Source organism: Bacillus sp. FSL W7-1085, from assembly GCF_038595035.1.
In the GTDB taxonomy this organism is placed as follows: Bacteria; Bacillota; Bacilli; order Bacillales; family Bacillaceae; genus Bacillus; species Bacillus altitudinis.
Genome location: NZ_CP152000.1, coordinates 1243874 through 1263224 on the forward strand (window position 1 = coordinate 1243874; position 19351 = coordinate 1263224).

The 19351-nt window shown below is 39.9% G+C and carries 22 protein-coding genes and 2 riboswitches; of the genes, 15 read left to right on the forward strand and 7 right to left on the reverse strand.

Annotated elements, in window-relative coordinates; translation table 11 throughout:
* Positions 1-14 precede the first annotated feature (14 nt).
* Positions 15-443: an organic hydroperoxide resistance protein gene (locus MKY11_RS06275; protein WP_007498801.1), complete on the forward strand. Its 429-nt coding sequence runs from the start codon at positions 15-17 to the stop codon at positions 441-443.
* A gap of 33 nt (positions 444-476) precedes the next feature.
* Here the strand turns inward: MKY11_RS06275 and MKY11_RS06280 are convergent, their stop codons facing one another.
* Positions 477-923, reverse strand: a complete 447-nt coding sequence (locus MKY11_RS06280) for a MarR family transcriptional regulator (protein ID WP_008346188.1) — start codon at positions 921-923, stop codon at positions 477-479.
* A gap of 161 nt (positions 924-1084) precedes the next feature.
* Between MKY11_RS06280 and MKY11_RS06285 the strand changes: the two genes are divergently transcribed.
* The gene (locus MKY11_RS06285; protein ID WP_047945985.1) at positions 1085-1501 is read left to right on the forward strand and encodes an organic hydroperoxide resistance protein; all 417 of its coding nucleotides are present in this window, start codon (positions 1085-1087) and stop codon (positions 1499-1501) included.
* Positions 1502-1577: 76 nt separating this feature from the next.
* On the opposite strand, the gene MKY11_RS06290 is transcribed toward MKY11_RS06285, so the two are convergent.
* The 3 genes from MKY11_RS06290 to MKY11_RS06300 form a co-directional block, all read right to left on the reverse strand.
* Positions 1578-2048 (reverse strand): nucleoside deaminase, encoded by a 471-nt coding sequence (locus MKY11_RS06290; RefSeq protein WP_008346184.1) that lies wholly within the window; start codon positions 2046-2048, stop codon positions 1578-1580.
* A gap of 141 nt (positions 2049-2189) precedes the next feature.
* Positions 2190-4478 carry a 5-methyltetrahydropteroyltriglutamate--homocysteine S-methyltransferase gene (gene metE / locus MKY11_RS06295; protein ID WP_024719629.1) on the reverse strand — a complete coding sequence of 763 codons (2289 nt, stop codon included), beginning with the start codon at positions 4476-4478 and terminating at the stop codon, positions 2190-2192.
* 155 nt (positions 4479-4633) lie between these two features.
* A riboswitch (cobalamin riboswitch) is annotated at positions 4634-4826 on the reverse strand.
* 113 nt (positions 4827-4939) lie between these two features.
* A complete protein-coding gene (locus MKY11_RS06300) occupies positions 4940-5899 on the reverse strand; it encodes a S8 family peptidase (protein ID WP_007498796.1) in 960 nt (319 codons plus the stop codon).
* Between the two features lie 460 nt (positions 5900-6359).
* Here MKY11_RS06300 and MKY11_RS06305 point away from each other — a divergent pair, with 460 nt between their 5' ends.
* The 9 genes from MKY11_RS06305 to MKY11_RS06345 all read left to right on the forward strand — a co-directional run bounded on the left by MKY11_RS06305 (position 6360) and on the right by MKY11_RS06345 (position 13154).
* Entirely contained in the window at positions 6360-6662 is a 303-nt protein-coding gene (locus MKY11_RS06305) for a hypothetical protein (RefSeq protein ID WP_342501954.1), read from the forward strand.
* Positions 6652-6867: a helix-turn-helix transcriptional regulator gene (locus MKY11_RS06310; RefSeq protein ID WP_169476040.1), complete on the forward strand. Its 216-nt coding sequence runs from the start codon at positions 6652-6654 to the stop codon at positions 6865-6867. Before MKY11_RS06305 ends, MKY11_RS06310 begins: the two co-directional genes overlap by 11 nt.
* Positions 6868-7067: 200 nt before the next feature.
* The gene (locus MKY11_RS06315) at positions 7068-7754 is read left to right on the forward strand and encodes a response regulator transcription factor (protein WP_019743445.1); all 687 of its coding nucleotides are present in this window, start codon (positions 7068-7070) and stop codon (positions 7752-7754) included.
* A gap of 3 nt (positions 7755-7757) precedes the next feature.
* Positions 7758-9107: an ATP-binding protein gene (locus tag MKY11_RS06320; RefSeq protein ID WP_178897133.1), complete on the forward strand. Its 1350-nt coding sequence runs from the start codon at positions 7758-7760 to the stop codon at positions 9105-9107.
* 66 nt (positions 9108-9173) lie between these two features.
* Positions 9174-9863, forward strand: coding sequence for a PepSY domain-containing protein (locus tag MKY11_RS06325; protein WP_019743443.1), 690 nt, complete (start codon positions 9174-9176; stop codon positions 9861-9863).
* A gap of 93 nt (positions 9864-9956) precedes the next feature.
* Positions 9957-10475 (forward strand): PepSY domain-containing protein, encoded by a 519-nt coding sequence (locus MKY11_RS06330; protein ID WP_008346169.1) that lies wholly within the window; start codon positions 9957-9959, stop codon positions 10473-10475.
* Positions 10476-10649: 174 nt separating this feature from the next.
* The gene (locus MKY11_RS06335) at positions 10650-10793 is read left to right on the forward strand and encodes a hypothetical protein (RefSeq protein ID WP_008346168.1); all 144 of its coding nucleotides are present in this window, start codon (positions 10650-10652) and stop codon (positions 10791-10793) included.
* 131 nt (positions 10794-10924) lie between these two features.
* Positions 10925-11088: riboswitch (M-box (ykoK) riboswitch) on the forward strand.
* A 207-nt stretch (positions 11089-11295) separates the two neighbouring features.
* A complete protein-coding gene (mgtE, locus tag MKY11_RS06340; RefSeq protein WP_007498785.1) occupies positions 11296-12654 on the forward strand; it encodes a magnesium transporter in 1359 nt (452 codons plus the stop codon).
* 101 nt (positions 12655-12755) lie between these two features.
* Positions 12756-13154: a lipoprotein gene (locus MKY11_RS06345; RefSeq protein ID WP_039170299.1), complete on the forward strand. Its 399-nt coding sequence runs from the start codon at positions 12756-12758 to the stop codon at positions 13152-13154.
* A 144-nt stretch (positions 13155-13298) separates the two neighbouring features.
* On the opposite strand, the gene MKY11_RS06350 is transcribed toward MKY11_RS06345, so the two are convergent.
* Complete coding sequence (locus MKY11_RS06350) at positions 13299-14162, reverse strand: LysR family transcriptional regulator (protein ID WP_039170301.1); 864 nt, start codon at positions 14160-14162, stop codon at positions 13299-13301.
* A 205-nt stretch (positions 14163-14367) separates the two neighbouring features.
* On the opposite strand from MKY11_RS06350, the gene MKY11_RS06355 reads away from it, so the two are divergent.
* On the forward strand, positions 14368-14730 hold the full coding sequence (locus MKY11_RS06355) for a cupin domain-containing protein (RefSeq protein WP_081105410.1): 363 nt from the start codon (positions 14368-14370) through the stop codon (positions 14728-14730).
* 258 nt (positions 14731-14988) lie between these two features.
* On the opposite strand, the gene MKY11_RS06360 is transcribed toward MKY11_RS06355, so the two are convergent.
* Entirely contained in the window at positions 14989-15318 is a 330-nt protein-coding gene (locus MKY11_RS06360; RefSeq protein WP_007498778.1) for a MerR family transcriptional regulator, read from the reverse strand.
* A 192-nt stretch (positions 15319-15510) separates the two neighbouring features.
* Between MKY11_RS06360 and MKY11_RS06365 the strand changes: the two genes are divergently transcribed.
* The 3 genes from MKY11_RS06365 (at position 15511) to MKY11_RS06375 (ending at position 16691) form a co-directional block, all read left to right on the forward strand.
* Complete coding sequence (locus tag MKY11_RS06365) at positions 15511-15666, forward strand: hypothetical protein (protein WP_008346151.1); 156 nt, start codon at positions 15511-15513, stop codon at positions 15664-15666.
* Between the two features lie 38 nt (positions 15667-15704).
* Positions 15705-15869 carry a hypothetical protein gene (locus tag MKY11_RS06370; RefSeq protein WP_045034954.1) on the forward strand — a complete coding sequence of 55 codons (165 nt, stop codon included), beginning with the start codon at positions 15705-15707 and terminating at the stop codon, positions 15867-15869.
* A gap of 357 nt (positions 15870-16226) precedes the next feature.
* Positions 16227-16691 (forward strand): MarR family transcriptional regulator, encoded by a 465-nt coding sequence (locus tag MKY11_RS06375; RefSeq protein ID WP_088004396.1) that lies wholly within the window; start codon positions 16227-16229, stop codon positions 16689-16691.
* Positions 16692-16722: 31 nt separating this feature from the next.
* Here the strand turns inward: MKY11_RS06375 and MKY11_RS06380 are convergent, their stop codons facing one another.
* Positions 16723-19146, reverse strand: a complete 2424-nt coding sequence (locus tag MKY11_RS06380) for an EAL domain-containing protein (RefSeq protein WP_160757953.1) — start codon at positions 19144-19146, stop codon at positions 16723-16725.
* Positions 19147-19351: the final 205 nt, after the last annotated feature.

Genomic DNA, 19351 nt, shown 5'->3' on the forward strand with positions numbered 1-19351 from the left:
AGAGGGTTATATTCATGTCAGAAGTTTTATTTACTGCAACGGTATCAGCTGTAGGAGGAAGAGAAGGTAAGGTTGTGTCAACAGATGGTGTACTAGAGCATGATGTAGCAATGCCAGGAACGCCAAGAGCGAAAAAGCTTGAGAAAGCAACGAACCCAGAGCAATTATTCGCAGCGGGCTATTCGGCATGTTTTGATTCAGCCCTTCAAATGGTCGCAAGACAAGAGCGTATCCGTTTTGAAAGTGAAGTAACGGCACATGTAAGCTTAATCAAAGACAGTTCAGACGGCGGTTTCAAACTAGGTGTTAAATTAGAAGTAAAAGGAACTGGAATTGAGCAATCTGCACTTGATGAACTTGTTCATAAAGCACACGGCGTTTGCCCATACTCAAAAGCAACGCAAGGAAACATTGAAGTAGAATTAGTAGCTGTCGCTCAATAATAGACATCAAAAAAAGGCTGAGGGAATATTCCCTCAGCCTTTTGATTGTGTTAATTTTTGCAGAAGCTCATGTAAAGAAGCGCGAAGTGTTTTCAGCTCTTCTTCTGATCTGCCTGTTCCAGACAGCATTTGAAATGGAATCGAAGTGGCCTTCTCTTGTAAAGCTTCTCCGTATTCTGTTAAACGAATTTGGACCGAACGCTCATCCTCTTTCGAACGTTCACGGATGATGAGTCCATTTTGTTCCATTCGTTTTAGCATAGGTGTGAGTGTACCGGAGTCTAAATATAAAAGCTCTCCCATTGTTTTCACATTTAATGTCCCATGCTCCCATAACAAAAGCAGTGCCAAATATTGCGGGTATGTGATATTTAACTCTTCTAATAATGGTTTATATTGCTTCGTCATTTCTCTTGAACTTGCATATAACAAGAAACAAAGCTGATTTTCCAGCTTCATATGTTCAAATTCATTTGTCATATCTGTCACCAACTATTTTTTGTCATACTTATCATTGTATAAGATTTTCTTCCTTTTTAAAATAAATACAGACTAAAAATGAAAAATTCTTCAATGTGCCATAAATGTTTGAGCAACGAATAGAACGTGAAAGGTATAAGTAGAAGAAGGAGGAGATCAAGATGAAACCATTATTTACTGCAAAAGTAAAAGCACAGCACGGAAGAGCAGGACATGTTCGTTCTGATGATGGTGTGCTTGACCACAACATTGTGATGCCAAACGCAAAGAAAGATGGAGAAACTGGTACGAATCCTGAACAATTATTTGCAGCGGGTTATGCGGCCTGCTTCGGTGGGGCGCTTGAACAAGTCGCCAAGAAGCAAGGTGTCGAAATTGAATCAGAAGTAGAAGGACATGTCAGTCTATTAAAAGATGAAAGTGATGGCGGTTTTAAACTTGGCGTGAAGCTGATTGTTTCCGCTAAAGGGCTTGATCATGAGAAAGCGAAAGAGCTTGTTGAGGCTGCACATGAATTCTGTCCATATTCAAAAGCAACAAGAGGAAACATCGAAGTAGAGCTTGAAGTGGCGGACTAATGAAAAGAAAAAAGGGCTGAAATTTAGCCCTTTCTCAAGCATCTACTGACACCTGCTGTGGAGCAGGTGTCTTTTTTTAGTATTCTTTCTTTTTGTCGTATGTGTCCCATGCTTCAAATGGAGCAAGGGTTTTTTGAAGGGTCAGCTGGTAAAATGGAATGTTTCTTGATTCGTATTCTTTATTGATTTCTTCATAAATAAAGGAGTCATCAAAACCAGAAGTCGCTGCATCCTTGTGTCCAGCGGCAAAATATACGGCCTTTGGTCTAGCCCAATAGATAGCACCAAGACACATTGGACAAGGCTCACAGCTTGTATACAAAATACAGTCTTCTAATTGGTATGTATGTAGTGTTTGGCACGCCTTTCGAATAGCTGTCACTTCTGCATGTGCAGTTGGATCATTACTCGTTGTGACATTGTTGCTTCCCTCTGCAATAATCTGACCGTCTTTGACAATGACCGCTCCAAAAGGGCCGCCTGTGCCACTATTTACTCCTTCTACTGCAAGATCAATTGCGCGTTGTAAAAAAGCTTCGTGATTCATTGTCTTCCTCCCTTTGTTCGACTGACTTCTCTAGTATAAACGAATCATGATAGAAAAGGAATCATTGTAGGAGGAGATCGAACAGGACAATTTGCGCATAAAAACCCCTGCCAAATGTTCAGCAGGGGAAGAGTGAGTCCATTATGCGTGCTGCGCTAGCTTTTTACGAGCGACTTCAGCAGCTGTCACCATGTTTTTCAAAGCAGCAATGGTTTCAGGTTCTTGTCTTGTTTTCAGTCCACAGTCAGGGTTGACCCAGAAGCGATCTGTCGGACATACGTTCAGTGCATCATCAATGATTTTACTCATTTCTTCAACAGATGGAACGCGCGGGCTGTGGATGTCATATACCCCAAGTCCAAGACCTTTCAAATACGGGTGTTTTTCTAAATAATCGAGGAACCCGCCATGACTACGTGAATGCTCAATCGTAATCACGTCTGCATCAAGGTCTTCAATCGTATCAACAATATCCTCGAAGTTGCTGTAGCACATATGTGTATGAATTTGCGTTTCATTTTGAACAGACGATGTCGATAGACGGAATGACTCTGCTGCCCAGTTTAAGTATGCTGCCCAATCACTCTCTTTTAAAGGAAGACCTTCTCTTAGCGCAGGTTCATCCACTTGAATCACTTGAATACCCGCTGCTTCTAACGCTTCTACCTCTTTACGTAAAGCAAAAGCGATTTGGAAGGCAATGTCTTTACGAGAGATATCTGTTCTTGGGAAAGACCAGTTTAAGATCGTGACAGGCCCTGTCAGCATTCCTTTGACTTTTTTCTCTGTTAAGCTTTGAGCGTAAACCGTTTCTTTCACTGTCATTGGCTCTGTAAATTCTACATCTCCATAAATGATCGGCGGCTTCACGCAGCGTGATCCATAAGATTGAACCCAAGCGAATTTTGTAAAGGCAAATCCAGCGAGTTTTTCACCGAAGTATTCAACCATGTCTGTACGTTCAAATTCTCCATGAACGAGTACATCTAGGCCAATCTCTTCTTGAATATCAATCCATCTTTTTGTTTCTTTTTTAATAAATTCATCATACTCTGCATCTGTCCACTCATTTTTGCGCCATTTTTGACGAGCACTGCGCACCTCAGCTGACTGAGGGAAGCTTCCGATTGTTGTGGTTGGAAGAAGCGGCAGTTCAAGAGATTCATTTTGAATGCGTAGTCGTTCTTCAAAAGCAACTGGACGTTTAAAATCTTTTGATGAAAGGCTGTTGCGCTCTGCTGTCAGGTCCGCATTCGTTCCTTTCGCGAATTCTTTTAACGTCAGAAGTGCTTCATTTGCTGCATGGATGTCTGCATCAATGGCAGCCGCTCCTTTTGATAAGCCTTCTTTTAATAGCGTTAATTCAGCCAGCTTTTCAGTGGCATAAGAAAGTCCGTTTAATAGTTTTTCTTCAAGCTGTTCGCTCGGATGTTTTGCAACTGGGACATGTAGCAGGCTGCTTGAAGGCTGCAGCCATACTTCTTTCGGCTGAACATCAGCAATCACTTCAGAAATAAACGATAATCTTTCTCCTAGATCTGATCTCCAAATATTTCTGCCGTCAATGATACCGGCTGCTAAAATTTTATCTTTTGGGAAGCCGTGTTTTTTCAATTGTTCAAGGTTTCGTCCTTGATCATGGACAAAATCAAGACCGATGGCTTCAACAGGATACGTCACAAGCTCTTCATAGGCATCTACTGAGTCAAAGTATGTTTGAAGGAGAACGTTTAAGGCAGGTACAGCTTCTTTAATCGTTTGATAGATGGCTTTTACTGCTTTCACGTCTTCACTTGAAGCTGTGACTAAAGCAGGCTCATCAATTTGAACCCATTTTACACCGGCTTCTTCAAGCTCTTTTAACAACTGAGTATAAAGCGGCACTAGGCGTTGCTGAATCTCTTTCACTTCATTGGCTTCATAGCCTTTAGAAAGAGAAACAAATGTATAAAGACCAAGAACGACAGGTTTTGTTTCAACACCAAACGCTCTTTTCACCTTTTCGTATGCTTCAAGCGGTTTGTTATGTGTGAGTTTGAATTCTGTGCTTTTTTCGTATTCTGGAACGATGTAGTGATAGTTTGTATTAAACCATTTTGTCATTTCACTTGAGACAGCATCTTTTGTTCCTCTTGCCATCGCAAAGTATGTATCTAGCGGGTCTTTCAAGCTGCGGAAGCGCTCTGGAATCCAATTGAACATAACGGCAGTATCCAGCACGTGATCGTAGAAGGTGAAGTCCCCAGAAGGAACAACGTCAATTTGTTGATCAATTTGAGTTTTAATAGCGGCTAAAAATTGTTCATCGAGTGTGCTTAAGAGGGTTTCTCGGTCAGTTTGACCTTTCCAATAAGACTCAAGTGCTTTTTTCCATTCTCTGTTTAAACCAATTCGCGGAAAACCTAGATTACTTGTTTTAACAATTGTCAATTCCAATTCCTCCTCTAAATATAAAAAGACACTCACACTCATGGTCAAGATTGATGAGGGCAAATGTCTGGTTTAAAAAGACAAAATGTGTGTGCGAAAGAAGGCGTAAGTATCAATGACGAACGCTTTTCCGACATCTCCTATCAACCGTAGGGGGTTTGATGTGATAGAGCGGCTGGTATCCTGGCTAGTGAATCTGCAAGCTTTTCATCCTTCCCATCTTCACGACAGTGGATGATTAACGAAAAGCTCTCCTCACTTACAGTGGCGGGACCGCGCCGGATTTTCACCGGTCTTCCCAATTAAAATTCGACGTGTGATCGAATTACCGACTCTCAAACTATGAATTTATTGTGTTCGATTATATAACGTTCACTTCATTTCGTCAAAGTAAATTTTGAATAATTTTAATTAAAAAAATCCTGAGAAAATTCTATCTTTTCTCAGGACCTAACATGTACCTATAGAGACAAAAGTTCTGCTTCTAATGTTTTCTCAAGAAGTACATCTGGTGCAGTTAAATATAAAAACCCGTTTCCTACAAGGGTTTTCGATTGTTTTAGCGGAAGGGTTCTCCGTACGAGCTGAGCATATACCTCAGGTTCTGTCAGCTTACGCTGGAACGCTTCTTCTTCGGCATTTTTAATAATGGCGAGTGCACCGCTCACATGAGGGGCAGCCATGGAAGTGCCTGTTAGTCTTCCGTATTTATGGTTAGGGAGAGTGGACAAAATGTCTTCACCTGGAGCGACGAGGTCGATTTCTTTATTCGCATTGGAGAATTCAGAGGATTCTCTTGCAAGAGAGACAGAGCCGACGGCAATGACCTCGTTGTATGCAGCTGGGTAGGAGAACTCTTCAGTACGCTCGTCTCCGTCACCTTCATTTCCTGCTGCGCAGACAACAAGCACACCGCTGCTTACCGCATGTTGGATGGCCTTTTGTAGTTCTGGTTCATTGCTTGGCCCACCGAGAGACATGGAAATAATATCAACCTTCTGTTCAACCGCATAGTTAATGCCATTGATAATCCATTCGTATTTCCCGCTGCCATTTTTCCCTCCAAGAACTTTCACGATCAACAGCTTGGCTTCAGGCGCAACACCTAAAATGCCGCCATTTTGATCCGTTGCTGCAATCGTTCCTGAGACATGGGTACCATGCCCGTTGTAGTCTTTTACATTCTCAGCATCGCCATTGTCATCATCGGTAAAGTTTTTTCCTCCGATAATCTGATCTTTTAAATCGGGATGCTCCGTGTCGCAACCTGTATCAAGGACAGCAATGGTTATGCCTTTTCCTTTGAAGCCACTTGACCAAAGTTCGGGTGCTTTAATCTCCTGAATACTTTCCGGCGTCTCTTTCGCTTCCATCACATTGGCTTTTACTTCATACGGAATTAAGCGAATTTCACCTTTCATAAGAAAGCCCTCCTTATTTTGTTTTCAAAGTAGATTCAGGTTGCGTAATGTTATTGTATAAAACAAATGTTTGATCGGAAAGGGTCAATTGTAATAATTTTTAAAATAATCAAATAATTATTTATTATGCAGTTCTCCTCATATCTTGCCGAAAGAAGTCACCTTTTGAGGAAAACTCTTAGTATCATATGAAAAAGAATGAAATGTTGCATAGTGAGCTTGCACCTGTACAGATGAAAATGGGTGAAAAGAACTAAAAAAGGCAGATCGAAAAAACAATCATATAAAGAGATAGAGGATGACAGAAAAGAAAAAGGTACATGCCATGTGCAGATGATTGTTTTTTCATTATAATGATCGAAGGAATATAAAATGTAAAAAGTATTTGACATTTTTTAAGCGGATGATATGATTGAAATGTAAAAAGTATTTGACATTTTGATTGGGAGGGGACTAACCGTTGGATGTTGTAAAAGTTGTGTATTCAGTCATCTTATTAGTGGTCGGACTGTTCATTTTTATCGCGCCCATGATTCAAAAGGGTGATGAAAGAAAGAGATTTATCTACTCAAAAGCTCAATCGTATGCATTTATGGTGGTCATTGGTATGCTTTTATTAGAAGTCGCAGAGTCTATATTTTTAACGACCAAAGGGAACAATTCTGATAAGGGGTTTGGGATTTCTCCCATCATGTTCCTAACTGTGATTTCGGTCATATATTTAGTTACATTACTCATATACAGAAAAAAATATGGTGATTAAATTGCAAAATCATATAAGAGAACTAAGGAAATCCATTAAATTATCCCAAGAAGAACTTGCTAAACGGTGTAAGGTCTCGAGACAAACCATCAATGCCATTGAAAACGATAAGTACGACCCTACTTTACAATTAGCCTTTGACATTGCCTCTGTTTTGAATACGACTGTAGATGAGCTTTTTGTCAGTCAACCTAAAAAGAAGTAAGGGACCAGCCTCAGAAAAGAGGCTTTTTTTTGTTGATTTGTGTACTGTGCAAGGATCAGCTGAAAATAAAAATCAACCATATTACATAACAATTCCTCTTTCATGAAAAATAAGATATGAAGATTGTGACTGTTCCAATGGAGGAAGGCAACATATAATAATGGAAAGACAAGCTTGCCTTTCAGATAGGAGAGATAGAGATGAACAAAGGGAAGATACTCGTGGTAGAAGATGAAAAGAAAATTGCAAGAGTGCTGTCATTAGAACTTGAATATGAAGGATATGAGGTCACAGTCCAAGATACAGGGATGAAAGGACTCCAGGCACTCGAGGAGGAGAGTTTTGATTTAGTGCTTCTAGATGTCATGCTTCCAGAATTAAGCGGACTTGAAGTGCTTAGAAGGGTTCGAAAGACAAATACGGCAACACCGATCATTTTGATTACCGCAAGAGGAAGTGTTCCCGATAAGGTCAGCGGTCTTGATCTTGGGGCAAACGATTATATTACAAAACCCTTTGATATAGAAGAATTATTAGCGCGAATTCGTGCACAGCTGAGGTTCAATCACAATGCGCAAGAGGAAAAGGAAATTGAGCTAAGTATTGCAGATTTAACGGTGAATGAGAAAACAAGAGAAATTCAAAGAGGCGATCAGACGCTTGAGCTGACACCGAGAGAATATGACTTGCTTGTTCATTTATTGAAACATCAGCAGCAAGTGCTCACAAGAGATCAGCTTTTAACAGCTGTTTGGGGTTTTGATTATTTTGGTGACACGAATGTGGTTGATGTCTATATTCGCTATTTAAGAAAAAAAATCGATTACCCGTTTGAAAAACAATTGATTCACACAGTGAGAGGTGTGGGTTATGTGATGAAAGGATAAAGCATGAGATTAAAAAATAAGATCCAGCTTTATACATCGTTGTCCTTGTTTTTAATGGTGCTGCTGTTTCATACAGCGATTTATTTTATTTTTTCGATGACCTTGACGCAAAAAGATATGTCCAGACTGTCGGAAGTAGCTGAAAATATTGCTATTGCACTAAAGAAGTCAGAAGAAGAGGGCCTTCCATCTTCAGAGCTTCTGAAAGCGTATCTGCCTCAAAATGGTATGATCCGTGTCGTCACAGAGAAAGGTGAATCAAAGCTGACCATCACGAAGGAATCTACGTTTAGCTCACTTCCTTTTACATACGAATCTGGTCAGACAGCAGAAATTCAAGAATACAATAAGCATATGATTGCGTTCGCGGCTATCCCTGTCATTTGGACAAATGGGGACATTGTGTCGCTGCAAGTATATGAAGAAATTGAAAATACAGAAGAGAACTTGGCGTTATTAAAAATGATTTTAATCACTACTGGCGTTTTGTTTATTGTGCTTTCTTATTTTGCAGGCCACATTTTAACAAAACAAATTGTCCGCCCAATTAGTCGAATGACCAATACGATGAAAGCAAGTATGAGAGAAAAGGCATTTAAACGAATTGAATTAACAGGCGATTCAAAGGATGAACTGTATCAAATGGGTCAAACCTTTAATGAAATGGCCGAAATTCTCGAGAAACATTATGAGAAAGAGCAGCAATTTTTACACGATGCTTCTCATGAATTGAAAACACCCATTACCGTCATCATGAGCTACAGCAATTTACTAAAACGCTGGGGGCAAAGCCGGCCAGAGGTCGTAGAAGAATCCTCTCAAGCCATTCATGATGAGGCAAAAAAAATGAAAAGGCTGACAGATCAACTACTCACACTGGCGAAAAATGGGCAGCCGCTTTACTTGGACATGAAGCCGGTTGATCTTGGTCATTTGTGCAGCCAAGTTGGTCATACACTTGAAGTGGCAACCAATCGAACCATCCTTACTCATGTACAAACAGATCAGCCTGTGATTGCTGAAGGAGACGAAGAGAAGATCAAACAGCTTTTGACCATCTTGATTGATAATGCGGTTAAATATAGTGCAGAGCCAGTTGATGTGAACTGCGGACGAGCAGGAGAGAAACCGCTTATTTCGGTTGTTGACAAAGGAATTGGCATAAAAGAAGAGGATCTGCCGAAAATCTTTGACCGCTTTTTCCGTGTGGATGAAGCGAGAAACAGTGAGACGGGCGGGACTGGACTTGGCCTGTCAATTGCGAAGCAAATTGCTGAAGAGCATGGGGCTGAGCTAAAGGTAGACAGCCGTATCGGTGAAGGAACCGTGATGACCATTCTTTTTCAGAAATAAGTAGGTCTTTTCTCATCAATTTCTCATTTCCTCCTTATAAAATAGGAAATAGGAAGGAGGCGCTGCATGTCTAAAAAAATGAAAATGCTGCTTACGCTCGCAGGATGTCTTTTCATTCTTGTGGCTTTTGCAATGCTCATGATTCAAACCATTGACCAAAAAATATTAAGCGAAGCAGACATTAAAAAAATCATCGCAAAAGACTACAATGGAAACATCACAAATATTGATCTGATCAATCATAAACAGGATTATACATTGACGCTTGAAAATTCAAATGGCATCTATCAAATCATTGCATCTTCCTCAAGCGGTCAAATGAAAGAGATGAAACAGTTAAAGAGCTATCAAAAACCAAATGAGAAAAATGCCGAACTCCAAGCAGAAGAAGTGGCAGTGAAAAAAGTGAAGGGTACCGTGATTCAAAAGAAAGAAAAATCGGATCGCTTTATCTTTACGATTCAATCAAAAAAAGAACTGTATCAAGTGGATGTTGAGAAAGACACGTTCAAGGTGATTGAAGCAGAAAAGAAAAAGCCAACCTCTAAAGAAAAGAAGCTGACAAAAATAACGGTAGAAGAAGCCATTCAGATTGCCGTAAAAGAAGTGGGCGGTACAGTGGATGATGCAGATCTTGAAACTTTTAGCGGAATGCTCGTGTTTGAGGTAGAGCTTGATTTGCCGGATGGAAGAGAGGCAGAGGTGTTAGTGAATGCCTATACAGGAGATATTGAAGGCATTACGTACGAAAACTAATCATTTTCTCATGATTTTCTCATGTTCCTTTCCTTCCTTTATCATCTTGTTTTTTTAAGATAAAGGAGAAATCAAACAGAGGAGGAATGAAATATGATAAAAAAAGTACTAGTAGCTACAGCATTCACAGGAGCCCTTGTCGCAGGTGGTTTCACCCTTCAAGCGCAAAATACCAATCAAACGGCAAATGCCGAACAAGTGGTGCAAAAGAAATCTTCTTTTGTCTCAAAGAAACAGGCTGAAAAAGCAGCATTAAAAGTTGTGAAAGGCTATGTAGATGATGTAGATCTTGAGCGTAAAAAAGGGAAATGGGTATATGAGGTCGAGATTAAAAAAGGCGGCTTTGAATATAAAGTATATGTCGATGCCAAAACAGGCAAAGCGCTCAATGATCCAGTCAAAGAAAAGAAACAAAATGTAAAAATCACCAAAAAACAGGCTGAACAAATTGCCCTTGCAAAAGTAAAAGGAACAGTCACAGATTCAGAATTAGATAAAGAAAATGGTGTGTACTTGTATGAAATTGAAATTACGACACCAAGCGGCGAAGAAGTTGATTTTGAGATTTCCGCTAAAACAGGCAAAATCCTCAAGCAAGAATGGGACGATTAAGCTATAAATGAACCTTTGAGCGTGATAGAAAACCTTTGCAGTCCTAGGAAGGACGAGTACTGGTGCGGGGCGAATTTGACATTCGTGAGCACCAGCACGCACACGCTGAACCTTACACTTTTATGTGTAAGGTTTTTTCATTGGGACAAACTACTGGAAAGGAGGCGAGAGAATATGATGAAGAAAAAAGAAGAAGAACAGACGATGGATCGTGCGGAATATGTTCCCCATCCTGATGGAGAAGGATATGCTTTGTTTTTGCATGATTCTTTTCATCTCCTCTCCCAAGAGGATATGAATCAGCCAGAAGAGGAATAGAAGACATGAAAGGGCGATGGTCAACTTGTCTATCGCTCTTTTTTTGAAAAGTAAGCGAATACATCAGAAAACTTGGCATCTTGCTTATTGACATCATTGCGCTTTTTCTGTAATCTCAGTGTGTCAACAATATGAGACTTCGTTAGGTGAGGCTCCTGTATGGAGATACGCTGCTGCCCAAAAATGTCCAAAGACGCCAATGGGTCAACAGGAATCATCGACATAAGGTGATTTTTAATGCAGCTGGATGAATCCTATGCCATACAGTGCTAAAGCTCTACGATTGAAGGAGCAAGTGTTTATTTGTCATGCTTACAAAGCGCCTTCATTCGGTTGAAGGTGCTTTTTTATGAGAAAAGGAGGTGTGGGGATGGATCATCCCGATTCGAGACACATAGAGAGTATCTCAAAAGATCAGATTGACGCATCAGATAGAGGAGATCCTGACCCCCGCACAATCTAAGGGATTCGGGTATCTCCTGATTTTGGGGAGGTAACAGCGATGATACAGAACATTACGTACGATGAACTCATTTTACGCATCATTATTTTACTAAGAGATGGGAAACGTAAAGAATTTAAAAACATTATGGAAGAACTTCAGCCTTATGATATGGCCTACTTATTCAAGGAGCTTCCAGAAAAACACCGCGGCCGCTTTCTCAGCTTTTTAACAGTCGATGACGTGACGGAAATGATGGGTGAACTGGAGCGGGAATATCAAGAGATTGTTCTTGAAAAAGTAGGGAAAGACAAAGCCACCTTCGTCACAAACAAAATGGATAACGATGATCTAGCCAACTTGTTTGATGAGATGGAGGATGAGCTGAAGGATCAGCTTTTATCTAACATGGAAGCAGAGGAATCCAAGGCCGTCCAGCTTCTCATGAATTACCCTGCTGAGACAGCAGGCCGGATCATGACCAATCGGTACGTTTGGATTCCGCAGCATTATACGGTTCAGGATGCCGTGGTGAAGCTGAAAAGCTTTGCTGAAATTGCTGAATCGATCAACTACTTATATGTCATAAACGATCAAAAACAGCTTGTAGGGGTACTCTCATACAGGGATCTTATTTTAGGTGAACCGGATGAAAAAGTGCAGGATCTTATGTTTACAAGAGTCATTGCCGTTGGTGCCTTTCAAGACCAGGAAGAAATCGCAAAACTCATTGAGCGATATGATTTCCTTGCCATCCCTGTTGTAGAAGAGAACAATGTCTTAGTCGGAATTGTGACAGTCGATGATATCATTGATGTTGTGATTCAAGAGGCAGGAGAAGACTATGAAAAGTTTGCTGCCTCTGGTAAAGATATCACGTTCGACACACCGGCATTTGTGGCGGCATACCGCCGTCTTCCATGGCTCATTTTGCTTCTATTCATTGGGCTGATTTCAGGCAGTATCTTAAATTATTTTGAAGATACCTTGCAGCAAGTCGTTGCTTTAGCATTCTTCATGCCGATGATTGCAGGTATGACAGGGAATACAGGGACACAGTCTCTAGCGGTTGTCATTAGAGGATTGTCAAAAGAAGAATTAACGAAAAAAACCATTATGCGCTTGATTTTCAGAGAGCTGAGAACAAGTATTTATATTGGGATTGTTTGTTCAATCATTATTACGGTCGTTGCCATGGTATGGCAGGGCAATATGATTTTAGGTTTTGTTGTTGGTTCCTCGCTTCTTGCAACACTGATTATTGGGACAATGGCAGGTACGGTCGTGCCGATTATTTTACACAGATTAAACGTCGACCCAGCCATTGCATCTGGACCGCTGATTACAACATTGAATGATATTTTATCCTTACTCATCTATTTTGGAATTGCAACAGCATTTCTTCATACACTGATGTAGTCAAAAGACTGTAAAATGTAACGTTTTACAGTCTTTTTTGAATAAAGATTGCATATAGCGCTTCCATCCTTTACATTTTAAGGAGAAGGTGGGAGAAAAAAATGAAGAAGTTTTTATTCATTTTCATGTGCATTGTTTTGCTAAGTGCATGTTCAAGAGAAGACGAGGGGAAAGACAGAAGACTTGTGGCATCAGAGCATATGCTTGAAGCGATAACTGAAGGAAATAAACGAAAAATGGACAATGTCTATGTCGAAGGCGCAGTCCCAAGCCCAAGTGACATTCTTAAATCGAAAAAGGAATGGGGAATTGAGACGCTTTCTTATGAAGATTTTCAATTGGAAGAAGCCAGCATCCATGTCTTTCATGCAAATTATAAAGATGTAAACACTGGAGAAAAAAAGGCGCTTGCCTTTCGGGTGAAAGAAGATCCTGAAAAAGGCGGCGTACGAATTGACTTTGTAGGGGTTGTTGAAGGAACTGACGCTTCATCTAAATAAAAAGTATCGTTCATATGCTTTATGATAAATCAGGCATAAGTTGAGATAATGTAAAAGGATAGAAAAGCTGAAAGAATGTCGCTCTAACTATCCTCTTTTTTAACACACATGATCTTATTAATGAAAACAATGATTTGTCTCAGATCACATATTCGTAATGCCTATTAACTCCATAAATTGTGACAGAGCACTGGTCATGTACGAATCACGTCGCCTGATCAACACAGTGGGCACGATCCGATGTGGTTCCGGTAATGGATGACAGGTAAATTTGCCTTCCCCCCGAGATTCAACCATAGATTTTGGTAATATAGTCACTCCCAGCCCGCTTTCAACACATTTAAGGACGCCCTCTAACGTACCATATTCCATGACCTTCATAGGAGGATAGCCGTTGTTCTCTAGCCACTTTTGCCATCGTCCTAAATAAATACAATGGGCGAATGACGAGAGCAACGGCTCATGTAAAATAGATTCTACCTGGAATTGCTCCGTGGAGTAGCTTGTAATGAGAACGAGGGATTCTTCCAATACAGGATACTCGATGATTTCTGGATGAAGAATTGGCCCATCTACTAACGCGCTGTCTACTTTGTAGTTGAGGATAGCGCTAACTTGGTCGACTGTAGGTGCCATATACAAGCTCAATTCTACTTGTGGAAATTTTTTGTGATATTCTGTGAAAATGCTGGGCAATCTTGTAGATGCGGTGGACTCTATAGATCCAATGTGTAAAGATCCCCGCGGAGTAGAGGAAAGCTTTACTGCTTCTATCGCTTCTTCGTAATCGTATAGTAATTTATTTACATAGGGCAGCAGTTCACGTCCTGCAGGCGTTAAAGATATTTTCTTATGATATCGATAGAGAAGAGGTACACCTAACTCTTGTTCAAGACGTTGGATTCTTGCGGTGACATTGGACTGCACATAATTTAATTTTTGAGCAGCTTTTGTGATGCTTTGTTCAATGGCAACGGCTTTAAATACTTCCAAAGATTTAATATCCAAACTAACTCTCCTTTTTTGCATCACAAATTGTGATAATCTATATGCTATTTTTTGATTTTACGTGATCCAAAGAAGTATGTAAACTAAATGATAGAAGAGGTTGATGCTCATTGCGTCCCTTTTATCTGATCGAGAGGAGAAAATGAGAATTTTTTAGCTGTGGCAATTAAAACAGACGTTTCCATTTAATAAGGAGGGGAATCGATTGATTTCAAAGGTAAATATCGAAGAAAAATTTTCGCAAATAAATGATTATTGGAATCCTAGAATAGGTGGAGAGTTGAACGACTCATACATGAAAATGGTGAAAATGAAGGGTGAATTCATTTGGCATCACCATGATGATGAGGATGAAATGTTCTTTGTGTGGAAAGGCAATCTAGTCATCCGTTTTAGGGATAGGGAAATAACGCTTCATGAAGGAGAATTTCTTGTGATTCCAAAAGGAGTTGAACATCAGCCCATTGCTGAAGAAGAAGTTCACTTGCTCTTAATAGAACCCAAAACGACGCTAAACACGGGGAATGTGCTCAATGAACGAACTGTTTCGATTCCTGAACAAATTTGAAAAACTAAATCGTTAAAGATCAAGTACCTTAGGGGATAAATAGTTGAATGGTTGTTTTAGCTAATAACGAGGCTGCAATTGCTGCCTCGTTTTGTTGCTTCAATGATTCAAGATGAGCTGTAACGCATTTCCTTTCGCTACCTGAAATAGACTCTTCAGCAAGAATCGGTCTTTGGGTCAGTTCGTGCTTTCATCGATTCATATTCAGGACGATTAGATGCTAAGTCTATTTTGCCGAGTAAGCAATTGTTATTTAGTTCATCGATTCTTGTACCGGAAGTGCGCGTTGATCTGTCCTTCCAGCATTTTTTTCTTATATTGTCCGCTTTTTAATGCCTGTTCTTTTTTCTTCATGTCTTTTAAAATTTCCGCTGTCTGCACACCATCTTCCCGTTTATTGGCGATATCCATTAAACGTTCTACATCAGAAAAAGAATATTTCCGTGTGCCTCTTGTTGAGCGCTGGGGGTAGATGAGTTTACGTTCCTCATAATATCGGATTTGCCTGACGGAAAGTCCTGTTAATTCACTGACTATCCCAATTGAAATGACTTTTTTATCTTTATAAGATACATCTTCCTGCGTCATATCCTCACCCCTGCAAGTCTTTTCTTCATATTATATCCAACAGTCAGTAAAAAAACCTAACGTTTGTTAGATAATATAACACAAAAATGAAAAAATCGAAAAACAATGGAAGGAAAATTAACATATAAAGTGCAAATCATATCACGTGAACATATGATAAGAAAAAGAAAAAATAAGGAGGAGGCGCACTTGATGGAGAAAACACAGATCATCCGTATGGCAAAAGAAATCATCGCATTAGATGTGAAGAGGGATGAACTGCTGGAGCAGTTCATGCAGGCTGCAGGTCAGAATGCACATGCTCTTCTTAGAGCCGTACAAAATGATTTGTATAAAAAGTCCTCATAAGCACCCGATCCATATCCATTGATAGGAGGGGAGAAGTCATGCGGAGTATATTAAAAGAAGCTTTAGCGAAAGAAAGACATTATTATACGAAGCAGCTTTGCTCACTTGGGGTGTATAGCCCTGATATGACCAAGAACATGACAATTAGTGACTTAAAAAAAGAGTATCATTTCTTTTTCAACAAAACCGATCGCTATCTTTAACATCCCTTATCATGTGCGTTGTCACATGAAGGGTTCTTTTTTTGTGTGTTTAATATTATAGCAATATTGGATTTTGTAGAAATTTGACGAATCAAATGTAAGAAAATATAGAGCCTTTACAGATTATGTTAAAATTTGTCGTAACATGATGGTTTGCTGGAAAAGCTTTTTTTCGAGATGATTGTGAAAAATAAGAAGGATTTTAAAAGTTTATATCGAAATCTTATACATAACACGAATGGAGTCACTTATGTGGTTGAAAGGGTTTTCAAAAACGTACTTCTATTTTTTACGAAAGGCTCCAACTGCACCGCAAGAAAGCCTTGAAGTTAAAAAAATATTATAAGAGGTAGATATGTGATGAGACTATCGTTTAATGAAGAAGAAGTAGAACGTTCAATGACGCTTTACAAAGTTTTTGCAAGGGCATTTAAAAGCGTTTCCGAACACAGTATTAGAGACAGCAAGGAGCATGGATTCAATCCAACTGAATTTGCCGTTCTCGAATTACTGTATACGAGAGGTGCTCAAAAACTTCAGCAAATCGGCTCAAGACTCCTGCTTGTCAGCGGGAATGTTACGTACGTAATTGACAAGTTAGAACGAAATGGTTTCATTGAAAGAGAACAGGACCCAAAGGATAAGCGGTCAGTTTATGCCCATTTAACGGATAAAGGGCGCAGTTATCTGGATAAAATTTATCCAATCCATTCTCTTCGAATTGCGCGGGCGTTTTCTGGTCTTTCGCGTGAAGAACAGGAGCAATTAATTAGTCTGCTGAAAAAAGCAGGTATTCACAGTCAGCATTTGTTATTTAGATAAAACGAAAAGGTGCCATTGGTTGGCACCTTTTTTATGTATCCAGCTGATGAGCAGGATAGGCGATAAATTTTTCAATGTCACTAGCTGGAAGTGGCTTGGCATAATAAAAGCCTTGTAGATCGTCACAGCCCTGCGCAGATAAAAGTTGCGCTTGTGCAAAAGTTTCAACACCTTCAGCAATGACTTCTAGAGATAGCTGGTGCCCCATTGCAATAATAGCCCCTGTGATTTGCTCAGACTTTGAATCGCTCAAAATATCCTCGATAAATGATTTATCAATTTTCAGACGGTGAATCGGCAAATCCTTCAAATAGCTTAAAGAGCTGTGGCCTGTACCAAAATCATCAATACTAATACGGACGCCAAGTTGTTTTAGAGATGTCAGTACTTGTTTTGACTGCTTGATGTTGTCCATTGTCATGCTTTCTGTCACTTCAAGCTCAAGAAGTGATGGTTGAAGGTCGTATTTTTTTAGCGTTAGTTTGATCAAATCAATTAAGTCTTCAGAGTTAAACTGCTTAGCAGATAAATTGACCGCTACAGGGATTTTCAATTGCTTGTCATACCACAATTTTGCCTGCTTACATGCTGTGTCAATGACCCACCTTCCAATATCGATAATCAGGCCCGATTCTTCAGCAAGTTCAATGAAAGCCTCTGGTGATTTTAGAGAACCGTCTGGTGCTTTCATTCTCAAAAGGGCTTCAACACCTGTCATCTGTCTTGTTTTGGCGCTGATTTGCGGCTGATAATGAAGCACAAACTGCTTTCTTTGAATGGCATCTCGTAGCTCCAGTTCGCGATTGAGTCTGTCCTCACTCAATCTCTCCATAGATTCAGTAAAGAATTCATAGCGGCTTTGTTTATGTTTCTTTGATAAATACATGGCCATATCTGCTTTTCTCATCAATTCCATACCATTCTTACCGTTTTGCGGAGAGATGGCGATTCCAATACTAATGGATGTAATGAGCTGATGGTTTTGAATGAAAAAAGGACGTTCAAATTGGCGAATGATGTTTTTCAAAAGCTGTTCAATTTTATGTGTGTTATGCTCCATGTGAGGAAAGATCATTAAAAATTCATCCCCGCCAATTCTTGCAATAAAGCCATTGTCAGGCAAACATTTGGTTAGTCTGTTTGCGGCGGCTTTCAACAGCAGATCGCCTATGTTATGACCAAGGGCATCATTAATAATTTTAAACCGATTTAAATCAAGAAAAAGAACTGCCGTTGACGTTTTTGTCTCTTCTTGAGCGGATAATACATCATTTAAATGATTAATTCCGTGACGACGGTTCGGAAGTTCAGTTAATGCATCATAATGTGCCATCACATGAATTTCTTTTTCAGCAATCTTCTGCTGTGTTAAATCCTTTAAAACGAGATAAATGCTGTCAAGTGTATGGTTGACGTGTACGGGTATGTATGTAACATGATAATAATAAAAACGATCTGCTGCTTTCAGTTCTGCTTCACGCGTAATTGCTTTTTTTGATTGATAAATAAAGTCTTCCCACATCTCAGTCGGCATGACGTATTGACTCACATCATCACCAATCCAGGAATTGCACATTTTCAAAATGTGTTTGCCTGGGTCATTCGCCGATATCACTTTTCGATCAACAGATAACACGATAATACCATCTATATTATGTTTGATCAGTGATTGGAACCGCTGTTCATTTTCTTTTAGCTGATCTGATTGTGACATAATCCGTTGATCAATATAGGCGCCGAAAATCATGAGTGATTGGACGATAAGCGTCATCAGGCCGATGAAAATGGACAGGCTAAATGGTGACATTTCAAGAGAACCACCCGTAGCGACCTGACCATCTGAATGAAAAAACATCGTCGAAGACGCCATGCCAGTGTAATGCATGCCCGCAATAGCACCGCCCATCATCAGTGCACCCGCTATTTTTAACAGCTGATCCTCCCGCCTTTTCTCAGAGCGATGGAGCCGGAAAAAAAGGTGTAATGAAAAGAATGAAGCGAGCGCACCAATAAAAAACGAAAGAAAAAAGAGAACAGGGTCATAGCTGATGGTGACATTCGCCATTGATTCCAATCCGAGGTAGTGCATGCTGCAAATAGCTGAGCCCATCGTGATCGAACTAATCAAAAGTCGTCTTGTAGAAAGTTGCTGCTGAATACATATTGAAAAAGCAATGAAAGAACCGATAAAAGAGGCCAAAATCGATAAAATGAGTAAGGGTGTTTCATATGTGATACCAGAGCGTAGATGAAACGCCATCATGCCAATAAAATGCATTGACCATATTCCCATCCCCATGATCATCGCACCAATGATCAACCATACTCTTTTCTTTGCGCCGCTCGACTGGATCACCCGGCTGGCTAATTGAAGAGCTGAGTAGGAGGCGACAGCGGCGACAGCGACTGACAGAAAGACAAGCCATCCGTTGTAGCTTCCTGTTAAATGTGTCATGTAAGAAAACCTCCTGTATCTAAAAACAGACATATACTTAATATATCGGATCAAGTGGCGCCTGTGTTCACTTTTCCTTTACTTAAAAAGGGCATTCAGCATTTTTTTTGAACATTTTTTATAGTAAAATCAAATTTAATGTAAAAAAACGAAGAAAAGTGAATCATTTTTGGTTTTTTATTCGTTTAATAGGTGGCACGGTACG